Annotated in this window: 11 protein-coding genes; 5 read left to right on the top strand and 6 right to left on the bottom strand. The window is 44.9% G+C overall.

The genetic code is table 11. The features are described from left to right. Window positions 1-159: 159 nt before the first annotated feature. Window positions 160-1,149, bottom strand: a complete 990-nt coding sequence (gene nagZ / locus OCW38_RS12060) for a beta-N-acetylhexosaminidase (RefSeq protein WP_016783941.1) — start codon at window positions 1,147-1,149, stop codon at window positions 160-162. A gap of 121 nt (window positions 1,150-1,270) precedes the next feature. Here nagZ and OCW38_RS12065 point away from each other — a divergent pair, with 121 nt between their 5' ends. After that, a complete protein-coding gene (locus tag OCW38_RS12065) occupies window positions 1,271-2,386 on the top strand; it encodes an anhydro-N-acetylmuramic acid kinase (protein WP_016797240.1) in 1,116 nt (371 codons plus the stop codon). Window positions 2,387-2,431: 45 nt separating this feature from the next. Next, a complete protein-coding gene (gene murQ, locus OCW38_RS12070) occupies window positions 2,432-3,352 on the top strand; it encodes an N-acetylmuramic acid 6-phosphate etherase (RefSeq protein ID WP_010434846.1) in 921 nt (306 codons plus the stop codon). A gap of 108 nt (window positions 3,353-3,460) precedes the next feature. Here murQ and OCW38_RS12075 read toward each other — a convergent pair whose 3' ends face one another. Further along, window positions 3,461-3,811, bottom strand: a complete 351-nt coding sequence (locus tag OCW38_RS12075; protein WP_010434845.1) for a DUF2799 domain-containing protein — start codon at window positions 3,809-3,811, stop codon at window positions 3,461-3,463. 250 nt (window positions 3,812-4,061) lie between these two features. Here OCW38_RS12075 and OCW38_RS12080 point away from each other — a divergent pair, with 250 nt between their 5' ends. The 3 genes from OCW38_RS12080 (at window position 4,062) to btsR (ending at window position 8,360) form a co-directional block, all read left to right on the top strand. Further along, window positions 4,062-5,555 carry a carbon starvation CstA family protein gene (locus OCW38_RS12080; RefSeq protein WP_261894181.1) on the top strand — a complete coding sequence of 498 codons (1,494 nt, stop codon included), beginning with the start codon at window positions 4,062-4,064 and terminating at the stop codon, window positions 5,553-5,555. A 298-nt stretch (window positions 5,556-5,853) separates the two neighbouring features. Continuing rightward, complete coding sequence (locus tag OCW38_RS12085; RefSeq protein WP_261894183.1) at window positions 5,854-7,524, top strand: sensor histidine kinase; 1,671 nt, start codon at window positions 5,854-5,856, stop codon at window positions 7,522-7,524. Window positions 7,525-7,628: 104 nt separating this feature from the next. Further along, a complete protein-coding gene (gene btsR / locus OCW38_RS12090) occupies window positions 7,629-8,360 on the top strand; it encodes a two-component system response regulator BtsR (protein ID WP_010434840.1) in 732 nt (243 codons plus the stop codon). Window positions 8,361-8,467: 107 nt separating this feature from the next. On the opposite strand, the gene ispH is transcribed toward btsR, so the two are convergent. The 4 genes from ispH to ileS all read right to left on the bottom strand — a co-directional run bounded on the left by ispH (window position 8,468) and on the right by ileS (window position 13,765). Further along, window positions 8,468-9,424: a 4-hydroxy-3-methylbut-2-enyl diphosphate reductase gene (gene ispH / locus OCW38_RS12095; protein ID WP_029189243.1), complete on the bottom strand. Its 957-nt coding sequence runs from the start codon at window positions 9,422-9,424 to the stop codon at window positions 8,468-8,470. A 175-nt stretch (window positions 9,425-9,599) separates the two neighbouring features. Then, on the bottom strand, window positions 9,600-10,031 hold the full coding sequence (gene fkpB, locus OCW38_RS12100; protein WP_016767727.1) for an FKBP-type peptidyl-prolyl cis-trans isomerase: 432 nt from the start codon (window positions 10,029-10,031) through the stop codon (window positions 9,600-9,602). A gap of 194 nt (window positions 10,032-10,225) precedes the next feature. Next, the gene (gene lspA / locus OCW38_RS12105) at window positions 10,226-10,726 is read right to left on the bottom strand and encodes a signal peptidase II (RefSeq protein ID WP_010434837.1); all 501 of its coding nucleotides are present in this window, start codon (window positions 10,724-10,726) and stop codon (window positions 10,226-10,228) included. Window positions 10,727-10,888: 162 nt separating this feature from the next. Next, on the bottom strand, window positions 10,889-13,765 hold the full coding sequence (ileS, locus tag OCW38_RS12110; protein ID WP_010434836.1) for an isoleucine--tRNA ligase: 2,877 nt from the start codon (window positions 13,763-13,765) through the stop codon (window positions 10,889-10,891). Window positions 13,766-13,789: the final 24 nt, after the last annotated feature.

Raw genomic sequence — 13,789 nt, forward strand, 5'->3', positions numbered from 1 at the left:
TGCAAGTGTAAACAATAAAAAACATTTGATGTAAATTATAATTTACACTTACTATTTGGCTAGTTAGAAGATACATAGCGGCCAAAACCACACCCTATACATACAAAAAAGGCGATATTTCTCATATCGCCTTCTTCAAACTTATAGAGTGTTTATTTATCACCCAGCGTTTAAAATTCGCTTAATTTGCTCTGAGGCCTCTTTCCACCGACTATCCGAGTGAAGCGTCGATAAATCGAAGCTGTGTTTTTTAAGCAATGAGTTAGCTAAAGGCACCTCTTGAATCGTTAAGTTGTCCAGAGCCTCTATTTGTGCATCTCGTTTATTACACATCAGCACCATGTCACAACCCGCACTTAAGGCCGCTTTTGCTCTGTCTGCCGGCCCCCCCATAATGGCAGCTCCTTCCATTGTTAAGTCATCAGAGAATACCAAGCCTTTGAATCCAAGCTGCTGCTTCAATACTTTCTGCAACCAATACTCAGAGCCACTCGCTGGCTGATCATCATAGTGAGAAAAAACCACATGTGCAGGCATCATCGCATCTAATATTCCAGCTTCAATTTGAGCCTTGAAAATGGCCATATCAGTTTCAAAGATGTCGTTTCTAGGATCATAAGGCGTTTCAAGGTGTGAGTCAGCAATCACGCCGCCGTGTCCTGGAAAGTGCTTCCCTGTCGTAGCCATGCCAACCGATTTCATGCCATTAATAAAAGCACTACTGTGGCGAACGATGGTATCAATATCTTCACCAAACGCTCGGCTACCAATCGCTTTACACTCGTGACCTTTATCTAATACAGGCGCAAAGCTCAGATCGATATCATGGGCAATCAATTCCGCAGCCATCAACCAACCAGCTTGTTCTGCTAACTGCTCACCATTATTCTTAGTCGCGAATTCTTGAGCGGCAGGGATAATTGAAAAGCCGTCGCGAAAGCGTTGAACTCGACCACCTTCTTGGTCAACACCAATCAAAATAGGACGTTTCGCTACCTTGCGGATCTCTTTAGTTAACGCCGACAACTGTTGGCTATCGTGGTAGTTTCGAGTAAATAAGATGAGACCACCAACGGTTGGATGCTCTAAAATTTCTCTGTCTTCAGCTGTCAGTTCGTAGCCTGCAACATCAACCCACAACGGTCCCATATTTATTCCTTATTAAACCTAATTTCATAAACTTCCCGAGATTATTCTCTTTAAATTTGCTTTACAATGTTTTTAAAACAATCTGTGGAAGACTTTAAGAATGCAGGGTAAGAGCTTAGGAATGGATCATAAAGAACTGTATATCGGTGTGATGTCGGGGACGAGTATGGACGGTGTTGATACTGCGTTAGTCTCGATTGAAGACGATAGCATTACATTGCTTGCTCATGATGAGTTCCCTATGCCAGATGGTCTCAAAGCGCGTCTGCTTGAAGTCTGTATTGGTCAGAAAACCGATTTGATTGCCATTGGCGAACTCGACCACCAGCTTGGTCATCTATTTGCTGATGCGGTTCTACAACTTCTCAACAAGTCAGATACGCCTGCATCATCCGTGACTGCGATTGGTAACCATGGCCAAACAGTATTCCATCAGCCAACCGGTGATTCGCCATTTACCATGCAGCTGGGTGATGCCAATATCATTGCCGCTAAAACACAGATTCAAACAGTCGCAGATTTCCGACGCAAAGACATGGCGCTTGGCGGACAAGGGGCGCCGTTAGTACCAGCGTTTCACCATACGATTTTTCACCCAAAAGACAGCTCGGTTGTGGTGTTGAACATTGGTGGTATCTCGAATATTTCAGTGCTGCGCCCGAATCAGCCAACTTTTGGTTATGATACAGGCCCCGGCAATATGTTAATGGACGCTTGGGTAGATAAACACATCGGTGAGAAATTTGACCGTGATGCGCGATTCGCGCTTAAAGGCCAACTTAATCAAGCCTTGCTCGAACAGTTGCTAAATGAACCTTATCTATCTCAAATGCCACCGAAAAGCACTGGCAGAGAACTGTTTAATCTACCGTGGCTAGAGCAACAATTAACAGAATTTAAAGATCTTGCAGCAGAAGATGTTCAGCGCACGCTTTGTGAATACACCGCATTGACGATAGCCAATGAAGTAGAGACTTATCGCTTGGGTAGCCAAGCTGCACTGTATGTGTGTGGCGGTGGTACACGAAATCCATTGTTGATGAAGAGACTGTCTGGACTGCTTACAAGTTGGGAGGTTGAGTCGACAACCAGTAAAGGTGTTGATGCTGATTACATGGAAGCGATGGCCTTTGCGTGGCTTGCTCAACGTCATGTTCATCAACTGCCAAGCAATTTACCAGAAGTGACTGGCGCAAGCAGAGCGGCCTCTCTAGGCGTTCTATATCGTGCTGACTAAACAAATCTAGAACCATCATTTTAGAATCACCATTTAAGGATCATTATGAGTAACGACGCTCTCATATCAGCGCTCTCGCACCTCGTTTCGGAGGGGAGAAACCCTGACACTATGGATATTGATCTGCTCACCTCTCTCGAAGTGGTTGAAAAGATTAACCAACAAGACAAACAGGTACCACTGGCGATCGAGGCGGAACTGCCACAGATCGCGAAAGCGGTTGATAAGATCGCTTACGCCTTTCAAAACGGTGGCCGACTGATTTATATGGGCGCAGGCACCAGTGGTCGATTAGGTGTGTTAGACGCATCAGAATGCCCACCGACTTTCGGCGTTTCAGACAAAATGGTTATCGGCCTAATTGCAGGCGGACCAGAAGCAATTTTGAAAGCCAAAGAGGGAGCAGAAGATTCACTGACTCTCGGAATTGAAGATCTCAAAGCGATTCAGTTTTCAGAAAATGATGTTGTGGTTGGCATAGCAGCCAGTGGTCGCACTCCTTACGTAATAGGTGCACTCAACTATGCCAATCAGCTTGGCGCGGTTACAGTTGCGCTGTCTTGTAACCCAGGTTCTCCAATTGCTGAGATTGCTCAAATCGCAATTAGCCCAGTGGTTGGCCCAGAAGCCTTAACGGGATCAACACGACTGAAGTCAGGTACGGCACAAAAGCTAGTACTTAATATGCTAACGACTGCCAGCATGATTCGTATCGGTAAAAGCTACCAAAATCTGATGGTCGACGTAAAAGCGACCAATGAAAAGTTGGTTGCCCGCGCTGCTCGTATCGTTATCCAAGCAACGGAGTGTGATAAAGCACTGGCAGTATCGACACTTAAAACGACTGATTACGATGTGAAGTTATCTATTTTGATAATTCTAACAGGGCTAGATTTAGAGTTAGCCAAGGCTCAACTTGATAAGCAAAATGGCTTCTTGAGAAAAGCCGTCGAGAATAATCAATAATCGGCTTATGCTTATGCTGTTGAGAGTTACTCTCGCTACATATAAAAAGACCAGCACACATAAAGTACTGGTCTTTTTATATCTAATTTTCTTATTGCTAGCTTGGGCTTAATAGTCGTTTGAGAACTCATCCCAGCCGCGTTGCCATTCCATACGGAAACGTTGAGCGTCTTCCGTACCAGAACACACACCTTCATATACCTGACCAGATAAACCAATCTGATAAGCATGGTTCGGATTACAATATTCAGTCACACCTAGGTGGTAACCTTCTGTGTAACTCGCTTGATCAACAGCACCAAGCGCAGTCATATCTGAATACGAACGCTGAGTGTGGCCTTTGATGCCATCACGGTAGCCGATCTCTTGCCAATTGCCTTCAGCGGCTAAATCTTGAACATTAGCGCTGCATCCTGCAAGGCTAAATGCCACAGTGAATAGTGCGATTATTTTTTTCATTTCAATCCTTTATTTTTACAGAGCCACTTCCTGACGAAGCATTGCTTTGTTTGTGATTCTCCGCTGAACACCAGTCGATGTCCACTCATTGTCTAATCTTCGCCACTTTCGTCCAATAACAAACCATTCAATCAGTCATAGCACCACTAAATTTGCTATTCGACCACTCACTCAGGAAGCGGAAGTTTCTTCTCTTCGACTTCTTTAATATACACCCTGACTTAATTAATACATTCAGGGATAACAAATTATGATGTGGTTTCTTACCTGTGTTGCAGCACTCATTGGTGGCTACTTTATTTACGGTGCCTTTATCGAGAAAATTTTCGGTATCAATGAAAAGCGTCAAACACCTGCTCATACCAAGCAAGACGGCGTGGACTACGTTCCAATGTCGACCCCAAAGGTTTACCTAGTTCAGCTGCTTAACATTGCAGGTGTCGGTCCAATCTTCGGCCCTATCATGGGTGCCCTTTACGGCCCAGCAGCAATGCTTTGGATTGTACTAGGTTGTATATTCGCAGGTGCAGTACACGACTACTTCTCAGGTATGTTATCTATCCGTAATGGCGGTGCTTCGGTTCCAACCATCACTGGACGTTACCTAGGCAATGGCGCAAAACACTTTATGAACATCTTTGCCATTGTTCTACTGCTTCTTGTTGGTGTGGTATTCGTTTCTGCTCCAGCAGGCATGATCACCAACCTAGTAAACGACCAAACTGATTTTGTAATGTCGACAAGCACTATGGTTGTTATCATCTTTGCTTACTACATCATCGCAACGATTGTCCCTGTCGATAAAATCATTGGGCGCTTCTACCCACTGTTCGGTGCACTGCTTATCTTTATGTCTGTTGGCCTAATCACTGCGATTGGTCTATCTGACGAGCACCAAATTATGGGTGGCTTCGAGATCAAAGACATGTTCACCAACATGAACCCGAATGACCTACCACTTTGGCCAGCTCTATTCATCACCATCGCATGTGGTGCTATCTCTGGCTTCCACGCAACTCAGTCCCCTTTGATGGCGCGTTGTATGGAAAACGAGAAGAACGGTCGCTTCGTATTCTACGGTGCAATGATTGGTGAAGGCATCATCGCTCTAATCTGGTGTGCACTTGCTCTATCATTCTTCGGTTCAGTTGAGTCTTTGTCTGACGCGATTGCAAACGGCGGCCCAGGTAACGTGGTATACAGCGCTTCATTTGGTCTATTGGGTGTGTTCGGCGGTATCCTTGCTTTCCTTGGCGTGGTTATCCTACCTATCACTTCTGGTGACACTGCGTTCCGTTCAAGCCGTCTTATCCTTGCTGAATACTTCAACATGGAACAGAAAACTCTGCGTAACCGCCTACTAATGGCTCTACCATTGTTCGTTCTTGGTGGCATCCTGACTCAAGTAGATTTCGGTATCATCTGGCGCTACTTCGGTTTTGCTAACCAATCAACGGCAGTAATGATGTTATGGACCGCTTCAGCTTACCTACTTCGTCACAACAAACTGCACTGGGTAACAACGGTTCCAGCTATCTTCATGACGTCTGTATGTATCACATTCATCCTCAACAACAGCCAACTAGGCTTTGATCTACCAATGCAGCTTTCAACCATCATCGGTGTGGTGAGTGCATTCGGTGTTGCGGCTTACGTTATCAAAATCTCGAAAGGCAAAGGCGATATCGATCTTGCTGATGAACAAGAAGAGAAAGAAGCAAAGGGCGTGACTAAAACCGCCTAGTTCTTGAAAGCTCTTTTAAGAAGAGACAAGTCTTCATAGAAAGACAAAAGAACAAGCCAAACATACTTCGCTTGCTCCCGTAATCACTCGCTGATTCGTGGAAAATAAGACTAAAGCCCATCCACCGTGATGGGCTTTACTGTATCTCAACTTAGTTCAATCAACATTAGTACATCAACTTGGATACTTCAGCTTTCTGAAGCAATAACCAAGCAATATAACCAACGAAAACACAAGCAAAGCTACCGTTACTACGCAATGAGCTTTACACTTAACACGCGTCTCAATAGGTGAAAATATGGAACTCATTCTCTCTCTGCTGCAACAAACCTGTGTCTACTTAGTGATTGCTTACATGCTAAGTAAAACTCCACTGATTCTGCCTTTGTTGAGCATATCTTCACGCTTAAGCCATAAAGTCAGCTGTTATGTTCTGTTTTCTCTGTTCTGTATTATGGGCACCTATTTTGGATTGCAGATCAATGATGCCATTGCCAACACACGTGCGATGGGAGCGGTCATGGGTGGCTTGTTTGGTGGTCCGGTTGTCGGCTTTGCGGTCGGTTTTACTGGCGGTATCCATCGTTACTCTTTGGGTGGATTCACCGATCTAGCTTGTGCTATCTCCACTACGGCAGAAGGCTTAATTGGTGGCCTATTACACGTTTACTTAGTCAGAAAAAACAAAGCCAGCCAGTTGTTTAATCCGATGGTGGTTTTCTCGATAACCCTGTTTGCAGAGATTATTCAGATGCTGATTCTGCTTGCTGTCGCGAAACCATTTGAGCAATCCTATGCTCTGGTTTCCGATATTGCGGCTCCAATGATCATTGCTAACTCAGTCGGTGCTGCGCTGTTTATGAGTATCATCCAAGACCGTAAAACCATCTTCGAAAAATACTCAGCGACCTTCTCACGTCGCGCATTAACCATCGCCGAACGTTCGGTAGGTATTCTGCATGGTGGGTTTAATTCCGATAACGCACAAAAAATCGTACGTATCGTTTATGAAGAGACCAATGTTGGGGCGGTCGCGATTACCGACCGAGAAAAAATTCTCGCGTTCGTCGGCATTGGTGATGAACACCATATTCCCAATACGCCGATTTCATCACAAAGCACACTCACTTCGATGGAAAAGAACGACATTATCTACCTTGATGGCAAAGAGAATCCATACCAATGCTCACTGTCGCAGGATTGTAAATTAGGCTCTGCTCTAATTATCCCACTGCGCGCGGGTAACGAGGTCGTCGGCACCATCAAACTGTATGAGCCAAAACTAAAACTATTCTCGACTATCAACATGTCGATGGGTGAAGGTATCGCTCAACTCTTGTCGAGCCAAATCCTGTTTAGTAACTATCAGCAACAGCAAACGCTACTTACCCAAGCAGAAATAAAACTGCTGCACGCTCAAGTGAATCCACACTTCTTGTTCAATGCGCTTAACACCATCAGCGCAGTGACACGTCGCGACCCAGATAAAGCTCGGGAGTTGATTCAGCATCTGTCCCACTTCTTTAGAAGTAACCTAAAGCAGAACATCAACACCGTAAAGCTCAAAGATGAACTTGCACACGTCAACGCTTACCTGACCATAGAAAAAGCACGCTTTACCGACCGACTGGAAGTGGAATGGGATATCGATCCGCAACTGTATGAGTCACAGCTACCAAGCTTTACCTTGCAGCCATTAGTTGAAAACGCGATAAAACATGGGATTTCCAATATGCTCGAAGGTGGTCAAGTTAAGATTTACAGCGAGGCTTTCAAAGGTGGCTTCAAGTTGGTTGTTGAGGATAATGCCGGGACTTATCAAAAGCCGTCACCAGACCATGTCGGTTTAGGAATGGAAATTGTTGATAAACGACTCACTAATTTCTTTGGACAAGATTCAGCGCTAAAAATAGAATCTCAACCACAGCAATTTACTCGAATGAGCTTTATCATACCTAAATTAAAATAATGATATTTGCGAAGACGAATAGCTCCGAGTAGACATATTTAAAGCTAACATTTAAAAACATAACGTGAATAAAACAGGGATGAAATCAAGATGAAGATTGTAGGATGTTAAAGGCATTAGTTGTCGATGATGAGCTATTTGCTCGCGAAGAACTGATTGAACTACTAACCGAAACCGGAGAAGTGGAAGTCATCGGCCAAGCGAGCAACGCGATAGAAGGGCTTAAGCAGATTAATCTTCTCAAGCCAGATGTGGTGTACTTGGATATTCAAATGCCTCAGGTTACCGGGATCGAACTGCTGAGTATGCTTGACCCAGACACAATGCCTTACGTGGTATTCGTTACCGCCTACGACCAATATGCTATTCAAGCCTTTGAAGATAACGCTTTTGATTACCTACTTAAGCCAGTCGAGCCTTGTCGATTAAACAAGAGCGTTTGTCGCCTAAATAAGGTCATAAAACAAAATCAGAAAGCACCAGACCAGAACATCTCAGCGATTGCTCCCTGTCATTTAGAGCAGATTCCATGTATTGGACATAACCGTATTGTGATAATGGCAAGTCAAACGGTCGAGTGCGCGTATTCCGATATCAGCGGTGTCCACGTACGTAGCTCATCGCAAACCGCAACCTCACAGTTAACACTAAAAATCCTCGAAGAAAAAACCGACTTGATCCGCTGTCACCGACAGTATTTGATCAACATAAAATCGATCCAAGAAATCAAATTATTAGAAAATGGATTAGCAGAGATCATTACCCTGACCGGCTTTGAAGTACCTGTCAGTCGTCGTTATCTCAAGACGTTAAAAGAGCAACTCGGTCTCCAGTAACCCGTTAGAAGTTCGACGCCCTGTTCCAAAGCACGATCAAAAAAGCCAACGTATCACGTTGGCTTACTGCTGTTTACAAATCAATAGTGTTTACGAATCACTAGAGATCAGTCGACTTGCTTAATCTGTAGCTCTTTGGGTACTTCGAAGAACATGTTCTCTTCGCGACCTTGAATCTCTTCAACCTCGGTAGCACCCAACTCACGAATCCGATCTAAGATCTGGTTTACTAGCTCTTCAGGAGCAGAGGCTCCGGCTGTTACACCTATTTTCTTTTTCCCTTCAACCCATTCAGTTTGAATGTCTTCAGGGCAGTCTGTTAGATAACCTGGCGTGCCTAGCTTCTCAGCCAGCTCTTTTAAACGAGTTGAGTTCGATGAGTTCTTAGAACCAACGACAATTACAACGTCTACATCGTTTGCCATTTCACGAATTGCGTCTTGACGGTTTTGAGTCGCGTAGCAGATATCGTCCTTACGTGGACCTTGGATCTCAGGGAACACGCGACGTAGCTCTTCAATCACATCTGCTGTTTCATCAACTGATAGCGTTGTTTGGCTAACGTAGTGCAGATTACTCGGGTCGTTCACTACTAGGTTCTGTACGTCTTCTGGCCTTTCAACCAAGTACATACCACCGGTTTGGCTAGCGTATTGACCCATGGTGCCTTCCACTTCAGGGTGGCCCGCGTGACCAATCAGTACCACTTCCATATGTTTGCGGCTCGCACGAGCAACCTCCATATGAACTTTAGTCACCAAAGGACACGTCGCATCAAATACCGTTAACTCACGCTCTTTCGCTTCTTTACGAACCGCTTGAGAAACACCGTGAGCCGAGAATATCACGATGTTGTCGTCTGGCACTTCACTCAGTTCTTCGACAAAAATAGCACCACGCTGCTTGAGCCCCTCAACAACAAAGCGGTTATGTACCACTTCATGGCGAACATAAATCGGTGGCTGATACATTTCAAGTGCACGCTCTACGATACTGATCGCACGATCGACACCGGCACAAAAGCCACGAGGGTTAGCTAACATTATTTTCATTTCATTGCTCATCATTTACCGCGGAACTAAGGTTGTTTCTATAGAGTTCGCCGTCAGCGAGGTTCGCATTCTACAGTGAAGCGTCTAGACAGTGAAGCTCTGGGTTACATCACAGCTGTAGGCGGTGCTACTCTAACGTTAAGATGGTTATTCTACCGTTAAGATAGCTACTCCACCGTAAAGATAATTATTCAACCGCTAAGATGTTGACATCGAAAGTAACGTCTTGACCTGCTAATGGGTGATTAAAATCAACCGTCACTGAATCACCCGCGATCTCGGTGATAATCCCAGGGATTTCCATACCGTCAGGACCGGAGAAAGCCATGATAGTGCCCACTTCAACTTCAGAGTCACCAACAAACTTCGCGCGATCCATATAGTGAATATGATCAGGATTCGGCATACCAAACGCATCTTGCGCCTTCAATTCGATAGACTTTTCAGTCCCCGTTTCAAGACCAATCAGGCACTGTTCAAAGTTCTCACTTAGGCTGCCATCACCCATAACGAACTTCGCAGGTTTGCCCATATTTTCGGTGCTATCGGCAACTGAACCATCTTTCATTTTAATCGTAAAATGTAAGGTTACTGCTGAATCATTTTTAATTGTTGCCACGTTACTTTCCTTAGATTTCTTTATTATTTGAAGGGGCATTCTGTTTTGCTTCCTTATTAAGAGCAGCATAAAAAAAAGCGCCGTCGGAATCAACCGACAGCGCTTAGGGCTATTCTAATCTGTGAGTCATAGACTGACTTTAAGGCCATCTAGTTCAAAGCAATTTACTTTATACTCATTACTATTAGAGTCGCCTATTTGCTTTCGTCTTTCTTACGGAAACCATCTAAGATGATCATCGCTGCACCGATACAGATCCCCATATCCGCTAAGTTAAACGCAGGCCAGTGGTAAGTACCCCAGTAGAAATCTAAGTAATCGACAACAAAGCCGTGTACTACTCGGTCAAATACGTTACCAACAGCGCCACCAATGATGATCGCATAAGCAATGTTATTCCACTTCTCTGCCGCAGGTAGTTTACTCATCCAGTATGTCAGCATGCCAGTTACCGCAAAGGCGATACCAGTAAACAACCAACGCTGCCAGCCACTCTGATCACTCAGAAAGCTAAATGCCGCGCCGTAGTTATGAACATACAAAAAATTAAAGAATGGCAGCACCTCAATACGGTTTGCCCAGCCATAACCCATGTTGTCCATGACGAAAAGTTTGATGCCGATATCTGCAACGAAAACCAGCAGAGCCAACCATAACCAACGCACACCAGATTGTTTTAACGAAACTTCACTCATTTCTATTCCTAGTATCTACTCAGTCAAATCATCTCATTATCCATTCTCAATGGATGAACACGAGAAGTCAGCTTGGTTAAACACATTTCCTATAATTAAAAATAACCCCAGTTGATACTGGGGCTATGATTTTTACAAAAAGTTCAGTCTTTCTCTGAGTCGTTATGCGAACTTACGCACTTCGCCTTCACCGTCGATGTTCGACACACAACGACCACAAATTTTCTCGTGACCTTCAATTGTGCCTACATCTGGAGTGTGGTGCCAGCAACGGTCACACTTCTCAGCTTCAGTTGCTGCAACTTCAACGTACAGACCTTCAACGTCTGTCGCTTGAGCTGTATCAGACTTATCGCTAAGTGGCTTAACAACAGCAGCAGAAGTGATAAGTACGAAACGTAGCTCATCTTCTAGCTTGTTGATTTTAGCCGCTAGTGCATCGTCAGCGTATAGAGTAACTTCAGCCTGCAGTGCACCACCGATTGTTTTCTCTTTACGAGCATCTTCAAGAAGCTTGTTCACTGCGCCACGAACTGACTGGATTTCAGTCCAAAATTCGTTGCTTAGCTCTTCGTCGTCAGCAAGACCAAATAGGCCTTCGAACCACTCGCCAGTGAATACAAACGTGTCGCGCTGCTCTCCAGTTGGTAAAGAGCTTGGCATCTCGTTCCAGATTTCATCTGCAGTGAACGACATGATAGGCGCCATCCAACGAACTAAAGCTTCTACGATGTAGTAAAGCGCCGTTTGACAGCTACGTTGAGCATGGCTGCCCTGTTTTGCTGTGTACTGACGGTCTTTGATTACGTCTAGGTAGAAAGAACCCATTTCGATAGAACAGAACTGCATTAGACGTTGAGTCACACCGTGAGTGTTGTACTCACCGTATGCTTTAACAATCTCTTCTTGTGCAGCTTGAGCACGGCCAACAGCCCAGCGATCAAGTGCAACCATTTCTTCAGCTGGAACTAGGTCAGTTTCAGGATTGAAACCGTTCAAGTTCGCTAGGAAGAAACGAGCCGTGTTACGAATACGACGGTATGCATCAGCAGAACGCTTAAGGATTTCGTCAGAAACCGCAACTTCGTTAGTGTAATCCGTAGAAGCAACCCATAGACGTAGAATATCTGCGCCTAGCTTGTTCGTTACATCTTTAGGAGCAACAACGTTACCGATAGATTTAGACATCTTACGGCCGTTACCATCAACCACGAAACCGTGCGTTAGCACTTGCTTGTATGGTGCTTCGTCTTTCATCGCGATAGATGAAATCAAAGATGACTGGAACCAGCCACGGTGTTGGTCAGAGCCTTCAAGGTAAAGATCAGCACTGTGCGTTCTTTCTTCATTTGGGAAGTTGTACTCTTCACGAGAGTCCACAACAGAGAAGTGAGTTACACCTGAGTCGAACCATACGTCTAGCGTATCAAGTACTTTCTCGTACTTGTCAGCGTCTTCAGCACCCATCAGTTCAGCAGCGTCTACATCCCACCAAGCTTGAATGCCTTTTTCTTCCACAAGCTTCGCTACTTTTTCAATAAGAGCTGGGCTATCTGGGTGAAGTTCTGATGTTTCTTTATGAACGAAGAGAGCAATTGGCACGCCCCAAGTACGTTGACGAGAGATACACCACTCAGGGCGACCTTCGATCATACCTTCGATACGGCTTTGACCCCATTCTGGCATCCATTCAACACTCTTTGTTGACTCTAGTGCTTTTGCACGTAGGCCTGCTTGATCCATAGAGATGAACCATTGTGGTGTGGCACGGAAAATGATTGGCGTTTTGTGTCTCCAGCAGTGTGGGTAGCTATGCTCGTAAGCGTGGTGATGCAATAGTGCACCTTTCTCTTTTAGAACTTCTAAAACAGAATCGTTCGCTTTGAATACATGCTGACCAGCGAATAGCTCAGTATCTGGCAGGTAAACGCCGTTTGAACCTACTGGGTTAGCGATTTCTAGGTTGTACTTCTTACCAACCACGAAATCCTCTTGACCATGACCAGGCGCAGTATGAACGACACCAGTACCCGAATCAGTAGTAACGTGGTCACCAAGAACGGCAGGAACAGTAAAATCGTAGAACGGGTGGTTGAACTGAGAAAGCTCAAGATCAGCACCAGTCGCAAAACCAAGATTATGGAAGTGCTCAATACCTGCACGATCCATTACGTCTTTTGCTAATTCAGAAGCAACAACGATACGTTGAGCAGGTTGTTCGCCATTCGCTTCAACTTGGATAAGCACGTATTCAAGATCATCACGTAGACATACTGCGCGGTTTGCTGGCAGAGTCCATGGTGTTGTCGTCCAGATAACGATTGAGATTTCGCCTTGACCCGCGTGACCTTCCGCTAGAGTAAATTTCTCTAGAAGTGCCGCTTCGTCAGCTGCAGTAAATTTCACATCGATAGATGGCGAAACCTTATCTTTATATTCAACTTCAGCTTCAGCCAGAGCAGAACCACAGTCAGTACACCAGTGAACTGGTTTGAAACCTTTAAGAAGGTGACCTTTGTCTGCGATTTTGCCTAGAGAACGAATGATGTTCGCTTCTGTGCCGAAATCCATAGTGCGGTAAGGTTTATCCCACTCGCCCATGATACCAAGACGTTTGAAGCTCTCTTTCTGACCTTCAACTTGGCCCGCAGCGTACTTACGACACTCTTCGCGGAATTCAGCAGCCGAAATCTTCTGACCAGGCTTACCTTTCTTCTTCTCAACCATCAACTCGATTGGAAGACCGTGACAGTCCCACCCTGGGATGTACGGTGCATCAAAACCAGAAAGGGTCTTAGATTTAATAATAATGTCTTTAAGAATCTTGTTCAGCGCGTGGCCAATGTGAATGTCGCCGTTCGCGTATGGAGGGCCGTCATGCAGCACGAAAGATTTTTTGCCTTTCTTTGCCTTACGGATTTCACCGTAAAGGTCTTCTTTGTACCAACGCTTAAGCATTTCTGGTTCACGATTTGCCAGATTGCCGCGCATTGGGAACCCTGTTTCTGGTAAGTTCAGGGTATCTTTATAATCACTCATCGATTCTTAATTCCGTTATATTGG

It is taken from the genome of Vibrio cyclitrophicus (genome assembly GCF_024347435.1).
Lineage (GTDB): Bacteria > Pseudomonadota > Gammaproteobacteria > Enterobacterales > Vibrionaceae > Vibrio > Vibrio cyclitrophicus.